This is a genomic window from Dongia rigui (genome assembly GCF_034044635.1).
GTDB lineage: Bacteria > Pseudomonadota > Alphaproteobacteria > Dongiales > Dongiaceae > Dongia > Dongia rigui.
On sequence record NZ_JAXCLX010000003.1, the window covers coordinates 587,520 to 606,363 of the forward strand.

The window sequence follows — 18,844 nt, forward strand, 5'->3', positions numbered from 1 at the left end:
AGCCTCAAACTACCTGTTTCGTCTTGTTCTTATGCCGGCGGGCGACCCCTATCGACCGCCGCCGGTATTCTTGCGTCTTCAGTAACGGTCCTTGCCCGGGATCCAGTTGGTGCCGGCCAGCGGCACCCCCGCCATCGCCGCCGATTCCACGGTGAGCGCCACCAGATCGTCTGGTTCCAGATTGTGGACATGGCTCTTGCCGCAGGCACGCGCGATGATCTGCGTTTCCATGGTGAGCACGGCGAGATAATTGGCGAGGCGATGACCGGCCTTTACCGGGTCGAGCCGCGCCGCCAAGGCCGGATCCTGCGTCGTGATGCCGGCAGGATCCTTGCCTTCGTGCCAATCGTCATAGGCGCCGGCCGTCGTGCCGAGCTTCTTATACTCGGCCTCGAGGCTCGGCGAATTGTCACCCAGCGCAATCAGCGCCGCAGTGCCGATGGCAACCGCATCGGCGCCCATGGCGAGGCACTTCGCCACGTCGGCACCATTGCGAATGCCGCCGGAGACGACGAGCTGCACCTTACGGTGCATGTCGAGATCCTGCAGCGCCTGCACGGCCGGACGGATGGCGGCGAGGATCGGCAGGCCGACATGCTCGATGAAGACTTCCTGCGTCGCCGCCGTACCGCCCTGCATGCCGTCGAGCACGACCACATCGGCGCCGGACTTCACGGCCAAGGCCGTGTCGTAATAGGGACGGGTGGCACCAACCTTCACATAGATCGGCTTTTCCCAATTGGTGATCTCGCGCAGCTCGGTGATCTTGATGGCAAGATCATCAGGGCCGGTCCAATCCGGATGCCGGCAGGCCGAGCGTTGATCGATGCCGATCGGCAGGTTGCGCATCTTGGCGACGCGTTCGGTGATCTTTTGCCCCAGCAGCATGCCGCCGCCGCCGGGCTTCGCCCCTTGGCCGACGACGACTTCAATGGCATCGGCCTTGCGGAGGTCGTCCGGATTCATCCCGTAGCGCGAGGGGAGGAGCTGATAGACCAGCTTCGATGAATGACCGCGCTCTTCCGGCGTCATGCCGCCGTCGCCCGTGGTCGTGCTGGTCCCCATGGCGGAGGCACCGCGACCCAGGGCTTCCTTGGCATTGCCCGACAATGCGCCAAAGCTCATGCCGGCAATGGTCACCGGTATCTTGAGCTCGATCGGCTTCTTGGCAAAGCGTGTGCCGAGCACGACGTCGGTGCCGCATTTCTCGCGGTAGCCTTCCAGCGGATAGCGCGAGATAGAGGCACCAAGAAACAGCAGATCATCAAAATGCGGCACCCGGCGCTTGGCGCCACCACCGCGGATGTCGTAGATGCCGGTCGCCGCCGCGCGCTGGATCTGGGCGATCGCGTCCTGGTCGAAGGTCGAAGAGAAACGCGGCGGTGTATAGAAGGGGCTGTGGTCACTCATAATGCTACTCATCCCCCTCAATACGCGTCGACATTGTCGACATGGAAATTATAGAGGCTCCGCTTGGAGCCATAGCGCTTGAACTTGCTTGGATCGGCATCGATGCCGGCCTTCTTGAGCAAGCGGCCCAGCTTTTCGACGTGATGCGGCGTCATCTTCTTCTCGATGCAATCGGAGCCGAGGCTCTCGACCTTGCCCTGCACGTATAGCCGCGCCTCATAGATCGAATCGCCAAGGCTCGCCCCCGCATCGCCGCACACGACCAGCGCACCGCTCTGGGCCATGAAGGCGCTCATCGCACCGACCGAGCCTTTGACGACGATATCGACGCCCTTCATGGAGATGCCGCAACGCGTACCCGCATCGCCCTCGATGACCAGAAGACCGCCTTGCGCCGTGGCGCCGGCAGCGGAGCTTGCGGTGCCTTTGACGCGCACTTCACCGGACATCATGTTTTCGGCAACACCAACACCGCACTGGCCATGGATGACGACTGTCGCCTTCTGGTTCATGCCGGCGGCGTAATAACCGATATGGCCGTTGATATGAACCTCGATCGGCTGGGTCAGGCCCACGGCGCAGGCATGCTCGCCGTGGAGATTGTTCAGATGCCAGACCTTTTCATTGGTATCGGCCGGCAGGCTCTGGAGCTTCTGGTTGACGTCGCGGAGCGGCGTCTTGGTCAAGTCGAAGGCATTCATGATCAGTGCAGGCTCCAGCTATAGACGGTGGCGGGGGCCGGTTCCCAGATCTTGGCCTTCTCGATATTGGGGAGATAGGCGAGGCTGCGGAATTCCGACGCCATCGCCACCCAATCGTCGTTCTCGGCAAGGACCGCCGGCTTGCAGGCGACACCATCGCGCAGGACTGCGAAGCCGTCCTTGGTGCCCATGGTGAAGGTGAAGAAGCCGTCGAGATCGGAAAGGCCGGCTTCGAGCGCCTCCTTCAGCGTGGCGCCCTCGCCGAGGCGATGGGCGAAATAGCGCGCCGCCACTTCCGAATCGTTGTCGGTGTCGAATTCCTGGCCCTGCTTCCGAAGCCATTTGCGCAAATTGTTGTGGTTGGAAAGCGAGCCGTTATGGACCAGGCACATGTCCGGGGCCGGCGTGAAGGGATGCGAATGCTCGGTCGTCACGGCGCTTTCCGTGGCCATCCGGGTATGGCCGATGGCGTGGCTGCCCTGCATGCCGGCCAGGCCGTACTTCCTGGCGACATCGGCCGGCAGGCCCATGTCCTTGTAGACTTCCATGAGCTTGCCATAGCCCATGATGCGCACATCCGGCTGCTTGGCCTTGACCCAGGCGACGACAGCCGCCTCGGTGGTGTCGGCCGTCACCAGCGCATGGTTCCCACGCAGCTCGACATCCACCTCGACGCCGAGATCGGCACCCATATCGCCGGCGAGCTTGCGCCAGGGGAAGGCTTCGTTGGCGTTGAACAGCGTGATCTTGCTGCGCTTGCCGCTGACCGGGCTGTGATAGACGGCGATGCCGGCACTGTCCGGGCCGCGATCGGTCATGCCGATCAGCATGGTTTCCAGATGCTTGCCGAGCGTCGGCTTCAGCGCCGGGTTTTTGAGGAATAGACCAACGATGCCGCACATGGCGCATGTCTCCCTGTCAGAGGGCGAGAAGCGGCCGGGCCGGGCCGCGCTGGCCTAAAGATAGCCGGCAGGCAGCCCCTGTCAAGGATAATGAAACTTTTTTTACTGTGAGGAAACTCTATTCCTGGGAGATCTTTTCCGCTTTCTCGTCATCCCCGGGCGCAGACCCGGGGATCCAGTTCCAGCAGGCAATACTGGATGCCCGGGTCAAGCCCGGGCATGACGAAAGGTCAAATGCCGGATCACTCGTTGTCCCGGGCATAGGTGATGATGGAGAGAAACCGGATCGGCAGCTTGATCAGCTGTTCCGGCCCATGCGGCACGTCCGAATCGAAATAGAGGCTGTCGCCCGGTCGCATGTGATAGAGCTTGTCGCCGTGGCGATAGCCCACTTCCCCTTGCAAAATATAGAGAAACTCGACCCCATCATGCTGGAAGATGGGGAACACGTCGGAGTTCTCGGTAAGCGTCACCAGATAGGGCTCGACCGAGATGCCGCGGCTGAAACCGTGGCCGAGCAGCTGGTATTGGTGCCCGGCGCGCGTACCCCGGCGTTCGATCGGCAAACCCTGCCCAGCCTGGACGAAGGTCGCCGAGCGTTCTTCCTCAAAGCCGCGGAAGAACGAGGTCACCGGGACCTGCAGGGCCTTCGAAAGCTCATGCAAGGTGGCGAGCGAGGGCGAGGTCTGGCCGTTTTCGATCTTGGACAGCATGCCGGCCGACATGCCGGAGGCTTGCGACAGCTGCGCCACGGTCATGTTGAGCTGGTGGCGGAAATTGCGCACTTCACGGCCGATCGCCGCTTCCAGCGAGCGTCCCTTGCCGCTGACATGGTGCGGGTCCTGTTGCAGCGCCGCCGCCTGCTTGACCTGCTTGGGGGTCAGCTTTTCCGGGGCGCCGGAGATGGAGACGGTCGACTTTCCACGCCGCGCGGCATCGCCTTTCGCCACCTTCTTGCTGCTGGCATCCCGCTCGCTGCGCTCCCGCGCCATGGCCCCATCCCGCTGAATATTGTCCTTGGATCGACTTAAGGAGTCGATGCCGGAGCATAGCGGCAGAAAACGCCCCCGTCATGCCTCCTAACGTCGCGGTGCCGACTCAAGCGGCTTGCCGGTCCTGTCGCGGACTGACCGAGAATTGCCGCCGATAGGCCTTGGCGAAGTGCGAGAGGGAGACGAAGCCACAGGCAATGGCGATCTCAGCCACAGAAAGCTCGGTCTGGCGCAGCATCCGGCGCGCCCGCTGCAGGCGCAGTTGGGCATGAAACTTCGCCGGCGTGCAACCGAGATAGCGCTTGGAGAGGCGCTCCAGCTGGCGCTGGCTGACGCCCAGCTCATCGGCAAGCTTGGCCGGCGAAACCGGCTCTTCAACCGTCGCCTCCATGCGCTGCACGGCTTTCTGCACCACCGTATTGCGCACGGCGGCACCCAGCAAGACCTGGCGCTGGCCTTCGGTCGCCCCCCGGATGCCGCCATGCAGGAACTGGTCGGCGATCTGGCGCGCCAACTCACGCCCGTGATGGCATTGAATGAGTTCCAGCATCATGTCGAGGGCAGCGGTGGCACCGGCACAAGTCAGAATGCGCCCGTCGACGACAAAAAGGTCGTTGAGGAGGTCGACATCGGGAAAAGCCTCGCGGAAGGAATCGGCGTAATCCCAATGCACGGTGCAGCGCTTGCCGGCGAGCAGCCCGGCACGGGCCAGGACGAAGCTGCCGGTCGAGACTGCGGCAATGGCGAGCCCAGCGCGATGCAGGCGCCGCATCGCCGCTTCGACTGCCATGAAGCGCTTGGTCTCGGCATGGGTGGCGGCACAGACGATCGCCATGTCGAAATCGGCCGGATCGAGCTCGGCAACGGGGTTACTCGCCACCTCGATCCCGCTATTCGATTCGACGCCGCCCGGGGTCGTGCCGAACAGCTTCCATTCATAGAGCTTGCGGCCCGACATGCGGTTGGCGGCGCGCGCCGGCTCGATGACCGAGGCAAACGACATCAGCGCAAAGCCGGGGACCGAGATGATGGCAAGACGAAACGGCGCCGACCCGATGGTGCGGGCCGCCGCAAAATCAGCGATTTCCCGCTCGCTCATTGCTCCAGGTCGCGGAGGGCGGTGAGACCCACTGGCTTGATGCCGAATTCCTGGCCGGCATCCATCAGGCAGGACCACAGATATTCCGCCGAGGCGATATCCGCCAGCACGTGATAGGCGGCATGGGCGCGGCCGTCTTTGCCCTTGCGGTCGGCGCGGATGATGATGGCACTCATCTTGGCGACCGAGGTCTGGGCGATCTGGCCATCGGCAAAGCGGTCGCGGCGCAAATCGACGCCGCACATTTTCGAGAACATCTCCGGCGCGAATTCGCCGGCCAGCATGAACCAGCCATGGCTGTCCTGTCGGGGCAGCGGATAGCCTTGCTGCGGCCGGGGTGCGGCTGCCGCCCATTGCCAGGCCGCGTTCAAGCGCTGCATCAGCGCGCCCGATCCGGCAAGCGAATCCAGGAGGAAGATTTCGGTCGGCGCCAGCCGCGCTGCCATTTCCCCACCCGGCTGGGTATAGGCGACATTGCTGTCAGCGCCGATATTAAGGCCCTGAGCCGTCAGCCATTCGGCCGTGCCGCGGCCCTTGAAACCAGCATGCGGCATCACCGAGAGATCCGCCAGCGCCAGACGCCGGGCGCTCGCCAGTTCCGCCTCGCGCGCGGCACCGAAACTGAGTGCCACGGCGGCACCATTCACCTCGCCGAATTCGGCGCCGAGTTTGACCAGCTCACGGTAGATGAAGCTGCGGCGCTTGAAGCTCGTGGGATTGATCGCGTTCATCTCACATCTCCTGCCGCTTGTTCTCGGGGTCGTAGAACGGATATTTCGTCACGACACCGGTGATGCGCCGACCACCCTCGACCTTGATGGTGAATTCGGTGCCGGGTGCCCCGTCATCGCCATGCACATAAGCAAGGCCCACCACCTTGCCGACGCTGGGCGATTTCACCGCCGAGGTGACGCGACCCACGATCTCCTCACCCTTGAGCACCAGATGGCACTCCTCGGGACAGGGATCGGAATCGTTCTTCAATGTAAAGCCGACGAGTTTGCGCGCCAGTTTCATCTTGCCCATGATCTCGGTCGACTTGCCACCGACGAAGAACGGCTTGGTCTTGGCCAACGCCCAGGGCATGTCGGCTTCCCAGACATTGGTAAGACCGTCGGTATCCTGGCTGACGATGATGTGGCCCTTCTCCAAGCGCAGCACGCGCTGCGCCTCGACGCCGAACGGGCGGATGCCTTCGGGCTTCCCCGCTTCCATCAGCGCGTCCCACAAGGCTTCGCCATAGCCCGCGGGGACGTGGATTTCGTAACCCAACTCGCCGACGAAGCCGACGCGCATCAGGCGCGCGGGGATGCCGGCGACCGTGCCCATCTTGACGCCCATATAGGGAAAGCCTTCCGGCGACAGGTCGATATCCGTGCAGACCTTCTGCAGCACGGCGCGGGATTTGGGCCCGGCGATGTTGACGCCGCAAAGCGCTGCCGTGACATTGGCGACATCGACATCGAGCCGCCATTGCGCGTTCCAGAACAGCATCTGGCGATAAACGCTATCGACACCACTGGTCGTCGCCGTCACGTAGAAATGCTCGTCATGGAACCGGCAGGCAACACCGTCATCGGTAATGACGCCGGCATTGTCGGTCATCAGCACATAGCGCGAGCGGCCAATCGGCTGCTTGGTGTAGCTGAACGTATACATGCGGTTGAGGAATTCGGCGGCATCGGGCCCCCGCACATCGAGACCGCCCAGGGTCGAGACATCGATGAGGCCGACATTCTGGCGCACCGCCTTCACTTCCGTCTCAATCGCCTGCGCGCGGTCGGCTTTGCCGCCGTAATAGGCAGGGCGCCACCAGACACCGGCCGGCATCATCTGCGCGCCCAGTTCCAGATGGCGGTGATGCATCGCCGTGCGCCGTTCCGGGTCGAAGACGCGGCCGGCCAAGTGACCGAACTTCTCCGGCGTATAAGGCGGGCGCTGCGTCGTCACACTCATGCCGGCAATGTCGACGCCGGTCTCGCGCGAGACGATACGCACCGAGGTCACGGCCGAATGGCGGCCCTGGCTCGGCCCCATGCCGACGGTGGAATAGCGCTTCAGCAATTCGACATTGTCATAGCCGTCAGCAATGCCGTTGATGAGATCGTGATATTTAAGGTCCTCGTCGAAATCGACGAAGTCGAAGCCGCGATCATGCGGAAAGATCGGCCAGGGATGGGTGCGGCCGACATTGCCCCTCTCGGCGATGGGTGCCGGCACCGCAGCGACGGTGAGGCCCGCATCGCGGGCGGCCGCGAGACCCGCCCGCTTGCCATCGGCGATGACGGACCCCAAGTCATAGACATTGTTGACCGAACCCGCCGCATGGACCTTTGCCGGCAAGTCGACCGGCTGGAACATGTCGGATTGGCGGCAATAGCCGAATTTTGCGCCGGCATGATGCAGCAGTTGCCCGGCCGGGCTGAAACCCACCGACATCAGGATGAGATCGCAGGCAACCGACTTGCCGCCCGTTCCCAGCCTGCCCTCACCCGTGACCGGTGCCAGGGCAGCCCCTGAGATATGCGTCTTGCTGGCATAGAGCGCTTCGCTGATCGCATGGCCCGCCAAAATCTCGACACCGCGCGCCCGGACGGCGGCCACCAGAGGCGTCGCCGGGACGCTCTGCCGCAAATCGGCAATGGCTGCGACCGTGACACCCGCATCGATGAGGTCGAGTGCTGCGCCATAGGCATCGTCATTGGCGGCAAGAATGACGGCGGTGCGGCCTGGGCGCACGCCATAGAGCTTGATGAGGCGTTGCGCGGCCGAGGCCATCATGACGCCCGGCAGATCGTTGTTGCGGAAGACCGCCGGCTGCTCGATCGAGCCGGTCGCGACCACGATCGATTTGGCACGCAGCTTATAAAAGCGGTTGCCCCTGATCAGCGGAATCCAATTGTCCGAGAAAAGGCCGGAGCAGATCGTGCCGGTCATGACGGTGACGCCCTTGGCACCGCCCAGCACGCGCTCGAAATCGCCAAGCTGGCGCGTGGCCGAGATGCCTTCCGCGTCGAAGCGCGCGTAACCGAGCGAACCGCCCAGCGCCGCATTCTCCTCGATGAGGATCACATCGGCACCGGATTCGGCCGCGGCCTGGGCTGCCGCAAGTCCCGCCGGTCCGCCGCCGATCACGGCAACATCGGCAAAGAGGTATTGCTTGTCGTAATAGCTCTCGTGGAAATCGGCCTTGGGATCGATGGCGCCAAGACCCGTCATGGCGCGGACGACCGGCTCCCAGAACGACCAGGACTGCTTCTTCTCATGGAAGGTCTTGTAATAGAAGCCCACCGGCAGGAAGCGGTGAACAAGTTCCACCACCCGCGCCATGTCGTTGTCGAAGGAACCGAAATAGTTCTGCGCCTTGACCTTCAATCCGTTCTTGGCCGGGTATTTGTCAGCCAGGCAATTGGGTTCGTCTGAGAGCTGCACCAGCGTGTTGGCATCCTGCCCCGCCATGGTCAGCACACCGCGCGGGCGATGATATTTGAACGAGCGCGAGATCATCCACTGGTCGTTGGCACAGAGTGCCGAGGCGATCGTGTCGCCCTTGAATCCTTCGATAGTGCGGCCTTCGAAATCGAAAGTCACGGTCTCGCTGCGGTCGAGGAGGCGGCCGAAAGGTGCCGGCAGGCGGTTGACATTGCTCATCACTTCTTCTCCCCGGCGCCGGCCTTCGCCGCAAACTCGACACGCGTGTTGAACACCTCGGTTGCCGGATAGGTCTTGATGATCTCATCCGTGATGTTGTTGCGCTCGGCGATGAACCAGTAGGAGGTGGGCACATGGCACCACCATTCGCGCACGACGCCCGCCTCGTTGGCTTCCAGGAACAGCCAGGCGGCCCATTCCTTGTCGCCGACACCGGCCGGATCCGGCATCGGCTTCACCTCGCCACCCCAGGCGAATTCGCTGATATTGCGGGGCCCGTTCAAGGGGCAGTTCATGACTTTCATGGCTATGCTCCCTCTCTCAATGGCCGACCGAGGCCGCACCTTTTTCGCCGACCTGCTGATAGTCGACGAAACGGTCCAGATAGAACGGCTTGATGAGATCGTGCGGACTGTCATGGGCGATGGTGTGCGCCATGGTCATGCCGCAGACCGGCGTTGCCTTGAAGCCCCAGGTGCCCCAGCCGCTGTCGATGTAATAATTCTTCACCGGGGTAAGGCCCATGACGGGGCTGAAATCCGGCGTCATGTCGGTCATGCCGGCCCATTGCCGCATCACCTTCACCTCGCCCAGCATGGGCAGAAGCTCCAGCATGTGGCCGAGCAGGCCTTCCTTGAAGTCGAGTGTCGAGCGCGTGCCATAGAGGCCGTAGGGGTCGGTCGAGCCGCCCATCACCAATTCGCCGCGCGAGCTCTGGCTCACGTAAACATGGAGCGAGCCGGAGACGATGATCTGGTCGAGGAACGGCTTCAACGGCACGCTGACGCAAGCCTGCAGCGGGATCGTTTTGATCGGCAGGCGGAAGCCCGCCATCTTGGCGACGACCGAGGTATTGCCGGCCACCGCCTGCATCACCCGGTTGGCATAGACCGTGCCGCGCGGCGTCTGCACGCCCTTGATTGTCCCATTTTCGACAATGAGGCCGGTGACCGGCGTCTGCTGATGGATCTCGACGCCGTGTTTGGCGGCACCGCGGGCATAGGCCCAGGCGACCGCGTCATGCCGGGCGATCGACCCCGGTGGGTGATAGAGCGCCCCCATGATCGGATAGCGCACATGGTCCGACATGTTGAGATGCGGGCAGAGCTTGGCAATATCGTCCGGATAGATCAGTTCCGAATCGACCCCCAGCTGCTTGTTCACCTCGGCGCGCCAGCGGCTGGTGCGCACGGCAGCGTCGGTGTGGGCGAGCGTGAAATGGCCGCGCTCGGAATAGAGGATGTTGAAGTCGAGTTCCTGCGAAAAATCGCGGTAAAGCTTCAGCGATTGCTCGTAAAAGCGCACGCCTTCCGGCGTCAGATAGTTGGAGCGGATGATCGCCGTGTTGCGGGCCGTGTTGCCGCCGGCCAGATAGCCGCGCTCCAGAATGCAGACATTGGTGATGCCGTGGGTCTTGGCAAGATAATAGGCGCAGGCCAAGGCATGACCGCCGCCGCCAATGATCACCACGTCGTAGGATTTCTTGAGATCCTGCTGCTTCGGGATGAAGCGCTCGGCCGGATATTTCTTGCGGAAGCCGTAACGCAGGATCTTCAGTGGGACAAAGGCCGGGATCATGGGCAACGCCTCGCAAGCTGTATAATGGCCGCAAGGCTATCTCAGCCGATTTTCCTTCATTGTCAATTATCGACATACGATGACGTAAAATCGGCTAGCCGGCTTTGGGCCAATTACGGCAGCGGCGTCGCTTCGCTCTCGCGCGCTCGGTCGAGCAGCCATTTGCGGAGCAAGGTCGTCGCCGTCCGTGGCCTCGCGCCGATCGGCTCGACCAGATGGAAGGCGAACTCCGTCATCAGCACTTCCTCGACCGGACGTACCAGGCGCTGGTCGTGGAGGAATTCGTCGACGAAATAGCGCCAGCCCAGGCCAACGCCTTCACCTGCGATCGCCGCCTGGATGAGGAGCGGGTAGGAGTTGAAGCGGATGCGGGCCGCCGGCAATTTGGGGCGCTGCGGCAGGCTTTGCGCCCAATCCTCCCAGGACAGCCAGCGGGGGTCGGCCGATTCATATTCCAGCAATGGCAAGGCGCAGAATTCCTCGACGCTGAGCGGCAATTTCTTGCCTTTCAGCAGCGTCGGGCTCACCACCGGAAACATTTCGCCCCCAAACATGCGCGTGGCATTCAAGGCCGGCCAATGCCCGTCACCATAGCGGATCGCCATGTCGATGCGCTCTTCCGCAAGGTCACCGAGGGCATCGGAGGAAATGAGGCGCAGGTCGATGCTGGGATTGACGGACCGAAAGCCGGGCAAACGCGGCATCAGCCAGAAGGTGGAAAAGCCCAGGCTGGCGCCGATCGTGACGCTGCGCCGGCCCTGCTGCTGGCGCAGCGTCATGGCCGTGTCGGAGATCGACGTGAGGCCCGCCGTCACGGCGCGATAGAGAATGTCGCCTTCCGGCGTCAGGCGCATGCCGCGGCGCGAGCGGGAAAAGAGCAGCACGCCGAGATCGCCTTCCAGCTGCTGAATCTGCCGGCTGATGGCGGCCTGGGTCAGGCCAAGTTCGCGTCCCGCCGCCGTGAAGCTCTCCAGGCGGCCGGCGGCTTCGAAGGCAACCAATGAGTTGAGGGGCGGGAGCGAGCGGCGCAGCGACGGTCGGGCCATTTCCAGTTCCGTGAGCAAATGTTCGATTTCTCTATACCGCAGGGTTGCTGCGGCATAAAGCCCGCGTATGCGCGATCCGGCATCATGATCCTATCGCATGCCGCAATCACGCATCCCTGGATTTACAAGCCCCGCCATCCCCGTCATGAAAGCACCAATGCCCCCGTCCGGCATCCGCCTTTCATCGGAGTAACAGCCCGTGCAACCAGCACTCGCCAGCAATCATCCCCAGGGGCGCTTGCCTTTCGACCCAGCCGCTATCGCCCGTGTGCTGCAGCCGATCGAGATCGCCCGCGGCCTGCCCAACGAGGCCTATGTCAGCGCTGAATTTCGCGTGTTCGAACGCGACCGCGTCATCGCCAAGACCTGGTTCTGCATCGGCTTCGGCCGCGACGTACCCCATGCCGGCGACGCCTTCCCCAGCGACGTGCTGGGCCTGCCCGTCATCATGGTGCGGCGCGAGGATGGATCGATCGGCGTCTTCCACAACGTCTGTTCGCATCGCGGCGCACAGCTGCTGACCGAGCCCTGCAATGTCGCCAAGCGCTTGCGCTGCCCCTATCATGCCTGGCTATACGATCTCGATGGCAAGCTGATCGCCACACCCCATATCGGCGGGCCAAAGACCAATGCCGTGGATGGCTTCGACAAAAGTCAGCATGGCCTGAAGCCTGTGCGGCATGCGGTCTTCTGGGACATGGTCTTCGTCAACATCAGCGGCGATGCGGAACCGTTCGAAGATTTCGTGAAGCCGCTCACCGACCGCTGGGGCGATTTCGACATGCGCCAGATCCGTCATCCAGGTGCGGTGGGCAGCCTGAAGCTCGACGTCAATTGCAACTGGAAGCTCGCGGTCGAGAATTACTGCGAGGCCTATCACCTGCCCTCGATCCATCCGGGCCTCAACTCCTATTCCAGGCTCGAGGACCATTACAACATCGAGGAGCCGGATCATTTTTCCGGCCAGGGCAGCCACGCCTACACCCCGCTATTGGTCAAGGACGGCCCGGGCCTGCCGCAATTCCCGAACCTGCCGGCACGCTGGGACAAGGCCGCCGAATATACCTCGCTTTTCCCCAACGTGCTGCTCGGCATCCACCGCGACCATTATTACGCCATCCGCCTCGAGCCAATCGCGCTGGGACAGACCCGCGAGCATCTGGAAATCTATTACGTCGGCGACGATTCCGCCGACCCGGTCTATGACGCCACCAAGGCCGCCAATCTCAAGGCCTGGCAGACGGTCTTTGCCGAAGATGTCGACGTGGTCGAGCGTATGCAGCGCGGGCGCCAGTCACCGGCTTATGATGGCGGTGTATTCTCGCCCGCCATGGATGGGCCGACGCATTGTTTCCACCGCTGGCTCGCCAAGAGGCTCCTGGCGGCGTAATCGACGGGCGGAACTCAGGTAACGACGCTCACCCCAGCAGCCTCCAGTGCTGCTGCGAGGTCGCCGCCGGGCGGCCGGTCGCTGATCATGACGTCGAAATCCGTGAGCGGACAGGCCGTCACCAGACTGGTCTGGTCGAACTTGCTGTGATCAAGCAGGACGACGCGCTTCTTGGCGCGCGACAGCATGGTGCATTTCACCGCCGCGATGCCGGTATGGCTTTCCTGCAGCCCCGCCGTCGTGATGCCGGTCGAACCCACAAACGCCGTGGTGGCGTTGTAGCGTTCCAGAAAATCCTCGGCCTCGGCGCCGACCACGCTGCCTTCGCGGGCATCGAGAATGCCCGGGCACAAATGCACCTCGATCGCATTGTTGCGCCCCAGCACCAGCGCCACTTCCAGGCTGCTGGTGATGACGGAAAGGTCGCGACCGTTGTTCGCCAATGCTTCGGCCAGATGCATCACGGTCGACCCGGTTTCGAGAATGAGCACGTCGCCCGGATGGACCAGCTTGAAGGCAAGTTCGGCGATGATGCCCCGCTCGGCACGCAAGGCGTCGTGGCGGACGCGCCAATTGGGTTCATGCAGCACGGGCTTGGCGACAGCGCCGCCAAATGTTCGGCTGACGGCACCTTCATTGCCGAGTTCCGAAAGGTCGCGGCGAATCGTTTCCCCGGAAACCCCCAGCGCCTCGGCAAGCTCGCCCACGCGGACCGCTGCATTCACCTGCAACGCTTCCATAATGCGCTTGTGGCGCGCGACCTTGTTGCGGGCACTTCGCCCCATGATCAGACCTTCCCGAGGGGTGATATTGCGAATCACCACACTATGCCCTAGCGGGCAATTCCTGCAAATCCCCGTTAAATTGTTGAAAATGGCAACATAATTGCCGCTGCAGGGCATTAGCGTTCTCAAAAATGTGTGATCTGGCACACAAAACGAAAATATAATGTTGGATATTGGCCATCTAAAATACATCTTTCTCCGTGGGGACGTCCTTGATGGAGAGCCAAATGAACAGCCTTGCTTCTTCGACCAGCCGCCGCTTTGCCGGCGTCGCAATGATCGTCGCCATCTGGCTGGCGCTGCCCATCGCAGCCTCGGCCGAAATGAAAGAAGTGCCCGGCGCCAACAACCAGACCATCCACAATGCCTGCGCCAAGAAGGGCTCGTCCTGCATCCTCAGCGACATCGACATGGGCGGTGGCATCACCGGCTACATGGTCATCGGCCCGGGCGGATCCAGCACCAATGTCTATTGCAGCAGCACCACCTGTGTGCAGACGCCGACGCCAACCGGCGGTACCGGTGGTGGCGGCGGCAGTCCCGCAAAGACGATGCCGCCGGTGCCCAAAGGCATCTTCAAAATGGTCGACGGCAATGCCACAACATTGAACTGACGATCATGGTCAAGCGCGGCGGGCCGCTCGCAAATATGCGCTTTGGCTCCGCCGCGTTGGGCCGCTATGCTCCCACCCATGACTGACCCGATTCCCGTGGCCAATGCCGCGATCTTCTATCAACCAGAAGGCTATGACACCGGCCGCCAGAAGCTGATGGGCCGCCACGCCGCGGGCGAAGGATTCCTGAAAGGTTTCCTGCGCCATAGCGGCGTCGATACGCTTTATTGCTATGCCGCCACCAAGGAATTCGCCGGGCATTTCCAGCGCCTGGTGGGCGGCTTCGGCAACAAGCGCCCGATTCGCTGGCTCGATGAACGCGACGCAGCTGGTCCTAAGGCACCGGGCACGCTCTATTTGCCGGATCCCAGCCTGGTCGCCGCCGCCTGGCGCCGCCGCGCGGTGGGACAGCGGCTTTATTCGATCACCGGCATCACCCACACCACCGCCTCGGCCGGTGCCATGGACTGGATCAGTGGCCTGCTGACAGCGCCTGTGCAGAATTGGGATGCCCTCATCTGCACCTCAAGCGTCGTGCGCGAGACGATCGAGCTGGTGCTCGACCGGCAGCAGGAATATCTCGGTCAGCGCATCGGCGCCGCACGCTTCACCCGTCCGCAATTGCCGGTGATCCCGCTGGGCGTCGATACCGAGAATTTTGCGCCCGATGCGGCGAAGCGTGGCGCGGCACGTGCCGCACTGGGCCTGGGACCCGACGATGTTGCGGTCCTCTTCGTCGGCCGCCTCTCCTTCCATGCCAAGGCGCACCCTTTGCCCATGTATATGGGCCTTGAGCGCGCGGCACAGGCGCTGGCCAAGACCAGCGGCCGCAAAATTCACCTCATCCAGGCCGGCTGGTTTGCCAACGATTTCATCGAGAACGCGTTCAAGAGTGGCGCGGCACAGTTCTGCCCCAGCGTCACGGCGCATTTCCTCGATGGCCGCAAGCCGGATATGCGCAACTATGCCTGGGGTGCCGCCGACCTTTTCACCTCGCTCTCCGACAATTTCCAGGAGACCTTCGGCCTCACCCCGATCGAGGCGATGGCCGCTGGCCTGCCCGGCGTGGTCAGCGATTGGAACGGCTATAAGGATACCGTGCGGGACGGCATCGACGGGTTGCGCGTGCCGACGCTGATGCCGCGCGGCGGCCTCGGTGCGGATCTTGCCGATCGCCATGCCGCCGGCATCGATACCTATGATCTTTATTGCGGCTTCTCCAGCCAGTTTGTGGCGATCGATCCCAATGCCGCCGCCAGGGCCTATCTGAAGCTGATCGAGGACGCGGATTTGCGCCGGCGCATGGGCGAAGCCGCCCGCGCCCGCGCCGTCGAGGCCTTCGACTGGTCTGTCGTGGTGAAGCGCTATCAGGCGCTGTGGCAGGAGCTCGGCGAAATGCGCAAGGCCGGTGCGGAAATCGCGCCGCGCCAGGCGGGCGAGCCTGCCAACCCGGCGCGGCTCGACCCCTTCATCAGCTTCGAGAGCTATCCCAGCGACATCTTGAGCGAGCAGCATATCGTGGCGGCATCCCCCGGTGCCGATGGCGCCAAGCTGCAGGCGCTGGTGCAATCGCCGCTGATCTCCTTTGTGAAGCCGGTGGCGCCGGAACCCGACGATTGCGCGCGAATCTTAAGCGACCTGCAGCGCCGCGGCCCGATGAGCGTCAGCGACCTCCTCGCCGATACCGCGGATTCGCGGCGCAATCGGATTGAACGCGGCCTCGTCTGGCTGGCCAAGCTCGGCCTGGTGCAGATCCGCAGCCCACGCGCCTGACCGGCGCCCGTCCACATTTGTCTAAAGTTCCACCACACTCTCTCTTGAGAGGCGGTTTTTGTGTCGCCTGTCACGCATCGGTCCTCCCGCTCTCGTAAATCGGCGACGCGATCTATATCGCTTCGTCAGGGACGCCCCTCATCGAGAGCGAGTGGAGGAAATGCAGATGTCAATGAAATGGCGCGATATCCGTGGCAACATCCTGGTTGCCGCCATCACACTGGGCTTTATCGCCGGCCCCATTCCCGTTGCCCTGGCCAAGGATGGCATTGCCATCGTTCAACTGAGCAGCGCGCAATTTATCTCGAACTGCCAGCGCATGGGTGGAACTCTGTCTCAGCCGGCGGCCGGCGGGCTCAGCTGCAAGCTGCCGAGCGGCACGACCGTCAGTTGCTCGTTCAATGGCGACGGCTCGGCTTTCTGCAACTGGACGACACGGCTGACCCCAGCACAGTCGCGCGACCTCCTTGGCACCAGGCTCGATGGGACGACGACCCGGCCGCCCAAGGAGACGACGCCCGGCAGCGATACAGTGAACTGAGCTAAGCCCGCTCGCGCGACCACAGCGCCGTCACCTCGGTGACGGCGCTGGTGAGCTGGCGCAGATCCAGCTCATCGATCACGAAGGGCGGCGCCAGATAGACGATGTTGCCGAAGGGCCGGATCCACACGCCGCGCTTCAGGAAATGCGGCCGCAGCCAGGTTCCTTCGCCGGCACGGTCAAGTTCGACGACACCAATGGCGCCTTTGACGCGCACATCGACGACGCCTTTGAGGGCGCGGCAAGGTTCCAAGTCGGTGCGCAACTGCCGCTCGATCGCCGCCACCTGCGCCAGGCGCGGCTCGCGTTCGAACAGATCGAGCGAGGCGTTGGCGGCCGCACAGGCAAGCGGGTTGCCCATATAGGTCGGGCCATGCATCAAGGCCGTCTCGGCGCGGTCTGACAGAAAGGCCTCGAACACGTGTCGCCTTGCGATGGTGGCGGAAAGCGGCAGCGTCCCGCCTGAGAGCGCCTTCGAGAGCGTCATGATATCCGGGACGATTCCCGCCTGCTCGCTGGCGAACATGGTGCCCAGCCGACCGAAGCCGGTCATGATTTCATCGAGAATCAGCAGCTGCCCGCGCGCATCGGCGGCCTGGCGCAGAAAGCGCAGGACCGACGGATCATGGAACTTCATGCCGCCCGCACCCTGCACCAGCGGCTCCACGATGATGCCGGCGATCTCGCCCCCGCGCCGGTCGAGCATGTCGTTGAAGGCCGCTTCGCCGGCCGCATCGCGCGGCAGCGGCACCACGATCTGCTCCGGCAGATAGCCTTTGAAATGACCATGCATGCCCTCATCCGGATCGCAGATCGACATGCAGGCCATCGTGTCACCGTGATAACCATGGCGGAAGCTGACAAAACGGGTGCGGCCACGGGTGCCACGGTTGATCCAGTACTGGATCGCCATCTTCATCGCCACTTCGACCGAGACCGACCCGGACTCGCAAAAGAAGACATGATCGAGATCGCCTGGCGCCAGCTTGGCCAGACGTGTCGCCAGCGTCATCGCCGGTTCGTTGGCAAGCCCGCCCAGCATCACATGGGCAAGCTTGCCCAATTGCGCCGAGACGCTGTCCCGGATATGCGGGTGGTTATAGCCATGGGCCTGCGTCCACCACGAGGCGATTCCGTCGACCAGGCTGGAACCGTCGGCCAAATAAAGCCTTGCCCCTTCCGCCCGCAGGACAGGCAAGGGTGTGGGTGCCGTCCGCATCTGCGCATAAGGCAGCCACAGATGCTTGGAGCCTTCCTGCAGCCAGTCCGGCTGCACTTGGGCCGGCTGCACTTGTTCAGGCATGATGGCGATGAACCGGCATCGGCTTCAAGCCCAGCTTGTCGAACAAGGCTTCGTCCTTGGGCTGGGTCGGGTTGGCGGTGGTCAGCAGCTTGGGCCCGCAGAAGATCGAATTGGCACCGGCGAGGAAAGCCAGCGCCTGGATCTCCTCGCTCATCGTCTCACGCCCCGCCGAGAGGCGCACCATCGAGGCCGGCATCATGATGCGGGCGACCGCGATCGTGCGCACGAATTCCAGTGGCTCCAGCTGGTCGGTGCCATGCAGCGGCGTGCCCTTCACCTGCACCAGCATGTTGATCGGCACCGATTCCGGATGCTCGGCCATGTTGGCGAGCGTCACCAGCATGCCGGCTCGGTCGCGGCGGCTTTCGCCCAGGCCCACGATGCCGCCGCAGCAGACCTTCATCCCCGCATCGCGTACATGCTGCAGCGTCTCGAAGCGGTCCTGGATCGTGCGTGTCGTGATGATCTCGCCGTAATACTCCGGCGAGGTATCGATGTTGTGGTTGTAATAATCGAGCCCGGCATCGGCGAGGCGCCCGGCCTGCGGCTCGGTCAGCATGCCGAGCGTCATGCAGGTCTCAAGGCCCAGATCCTTCACGCCTTTCACAATCTCGCAGATCGCATCGACGTCGCGGTCCTTCAGCTCGCGCCAGGCAGCACCCATGCAATAGCGCGAGGCACCGCCCTCCTTGGCGGCCTTGGCCGCGGCGACCACGGCCTGCACCTGCATCAGCTTGTCGGCTTCGACGCCGGTCTGGTATTGCGCCGCCTGCGGGCAATAGGCGCAATCCTCGGCGCAACCACCCGTCTTGATCGAGAGCAGCGTCGACATCTGCACTTCATTGGCATCGAAGCGCCGGCGATGCGTTTCTTGCGCACGGAAAATGAGGTCGTTGAAGGGCAGCGCGAACAACGCCTCCACCTCTTCGACCGACCAATCGTGCCGCAAATCGAGTGCCTGCGGATTATCCATGGGGCGACGGCCTTTCCCTCTTAACCTAGATCGGGGCGGACGCTAAGCTCGGCCCCGCAGGGTGTCAAGCGATGCCGCCTTGCTTT

General features: G+C 63.2%; 17 protein-coding genes. 4 read left to right on the forward strand and 13 right to left on the reverse strand.

From position 1 onward, the window contains the following. Window positions 1-78 precede the first annotated feature (78 nt). The 10 genes from SMD31_RS18250 to SMD31_RS18295 form a co-directional block, all read right to left on the reverse strand. Window positions 79-1,410, reverse strand: a complete 1,332-nt coding sequence (locus SMD31_RS18250; protein ID WP_320502360.1) for an FMN-binding glutamate synthase family protein — start codon at window positions 1,408-1,410, stop codon at window positions 79-81. Window positions 1,411-1,427: 17 nt separating this feature from the next. Then, on the reverse strand, window positions 1,428-2,111 hold the full coding sequence (locus SMD31_RS18255) for a GltB/FmdC/FwdC-like GXGXG domain-containing protein (protein ID WP_320502361.1): 684 nt from the start codon (window positions 2,109-2,111) through the stop codon (window positions 1,428-1,430). A gap of 2 nt (window positions 2,112-2,113) precedes the next feature. Continuing rightward, window positions 2,114-3,013: a class II glutamine amidotransferase gene (locus SMD31_RS18260; protein WP_320502362.1), complete on the reverse strand. Its 900-nt coding sequence runs from the start codon at window positions 3,011-3,013 to the stop codon at window positions 2,114-2,116. 242 nt (window positions 3,014-3,255) lie between these two features. Further along, window positions 3,256-4,005 carry a helix-turn-helix domain-containing protein gene (locus SMD31_RS18265; protein WP_320502363.1) on the reverse strand — a complete coding sequence of 250 codons (750 nt, stop codon included), beginning with the start codon at window positions 4,003-4,005 and terminating at the stop codon, window positions 3,256-3,258. A gap of 106 nt (window positions 4,006-4,111) precedes the next feature. Further along, window positions 4,112-5,104, reverse strand: coding sequence for a GlxA family transcriptional regulator (locus SMD31_RS18270; protein WP_320502364.1), 993 nt, complete (start codon window positions 5,102-5,104; stop codon window positions 4,112-4,114). Beyond that, window positions 5,101-5,835 (reverse strand): hypothetical protein, encoded by a 735-nt coding sequence (locus tag SMD31_RS18275; RefSeq protein WP_320502365.1) that lies wholly within the window; start codon window positions 5,833-5,835, stop codon window positions 5,101-5,103. Before SMD31_RS18275 ends, SMD31_RS18270 begins: the two co-directional genes overlap by 4 nt. Window position 5,836: 1 nt before the next feature. Continuing rightward, the gene (locus SMD31_RS18280) at window positions 5,837-8,755 is read right to left on the reverse strand and encodes a 2Fe-2S iron-sulfur cluster-binding protein (protein ID WP_320502366.1); all 2,919 of its coding nucleotides are present in this window, start codon (window positions 8,753-8,755) and stop codon (window positions 5,837-5,839) included. Then, window positions 8,755-9,060, reverse strand: a complete 306-nt coding sequence (locus SMD31_RS18285) for a sarcosine oxidase subunit delta (RefSeq protein ID WP_320502367.1) — start codon at window positions 9,058-9,060, stop codon at window positions 8,755-8,757. The genes SMD31_RS18280 and SMD31_RS18285 overlap by 1 nt, the downstream gene beginning before the upstream one ends. 16 nt (window positions 9,061-9,076) lie before the next feature. Beyond that, window positions 9,077-10,333 carry an FAD-dependent oxidoreductase gene (locus tag SMD31_RS18290; RefSeq protein WP_320502368.1) on the reverse strand — a complete coding sequence of 419 codons (1,257 nt, stop codon included), beginning with the start codon at window positions 10,331-10,333 and terminating at the stop codon, window positions 9,077-9,079. A 113-nt stretch (window positions 10,334-10,446) separates the two neighbouring features. Further along, window positions 10,447-11,379 (reverse strand): LysR substrate-binding domain-containing protein, encoded by a 933-nt coding sequence (locus tag SMD31_RS18295; RefSeq protein ID WP_320502369.1) that lies wholly within the window; start codon window positions 11,377-11,379, stop codon window positions 10,447-10,449. Between the two features lie 199 nt (window positions 11,380-11,578). Between SMD31_RS18295 and SMD31_RS18300 the strand changes: the two genes are divergently transcribed. Then, on the forward strand, window positions 11,579-12,769 hold the full coding sequence (locus SMD31_RS18300) for an aromatic ring-hydroxylating oxygenase subunit alpha (RefSeq protein ID WP_320502370.1): 1,191 nt from the start codon (window positions 11,579-11,581) through the stop codon (window positions 12,767-12,769). A 14-nt stretch (window positions 12,770-12,783) separates the two neighbouring features. On the opposite strand, the gene SMD31_RS18305 is transcribed toward SMD31_RS18300, so the two are convergent. Next, entirely contained in the window at window positions 12,784-13,554 is a 771-nt protein-coding gene (locus tag SMD31_RS18305; protein WP_320502371.1) for a DeoR/GlpR family DNA-binding transcription regulator, read from the reverse strand. A gap of 227 nt (window positions 13,555-13,781) precedes the next feature. On the opposite strand from SMD31_RS18305, the gene SMD31_RS18310 reads away from it, so the two are divergent. From SMD31_RS18310 to SMD31_RS18320, 3 genes are all read left to right on the forward strand, one after another. After that, complete coding sequence (locus SMD31_RS18310; RefSeq protein ID WP_320502372.1) at window positions 13,782-14,168, forward strand: hypothetical protein; 387 nt, start codon at window positions 13,782-13,784, stop codon at window positions 14,166-14,168. Window positions 14,169-14,246: 78 nt separating this feature from the next. Further along, the gene (locus tag SMD31_RS18315; protein ID WP_320502373.1) at window positions 14,247-15,941 is read left to right on the forward strand and encodes a glycosyltransferase family 4 protein; all 1,695 of its coding nucleotides are present in this window, start codon (window positions 14,247-14,249) and stop codon (window positions 15,939-15,941) included. Between the two features lie 166 nt (window positions 15,942-16,107). Further along, window positions 16,108-16,482, forward strand: a complete 375-nt coding sequence (locus SMD31_RS18320; RefSeq protein ID WP_320502374.1) for a hypothetical protein — start codon at window positions 16,108-16,110, stop codon at window positions 16,480-16,482. 1 nt (window position 16,483) lies between these two features. Here the strand turns inward: SMD31_RS18320 and SMD31_RS18325 are convergent, their stop codons facing one another. Beyond that, window positions 16,484-17,785, reverse strand: coding sequence for an adenosylmethionine--8-amino-7-oxononanoate transaminase (locus tag SMD31_RS18325; RefSeq protein WP_320502375.1), 1,302 nt, complete (start codon window positions 17,783-17,785; stop codon window positions 16,484-16,486). Then, window positions 17,778-18,758, reverse strand: coding sequence for a biotin synthase BioB (bioB, locus tag SMD31_RS18330; protein ID WP_320502376.1), 981 nt, complete (start codon window positions 18,756-18,758; stop codon window positions 17,778-17,780). Before bioB ends, SMD31_RS18325 begins: the two co-directional genes overlap by 8 nt. Window positions 18,759-18,844: the final 86 nt, after the last annotated feature.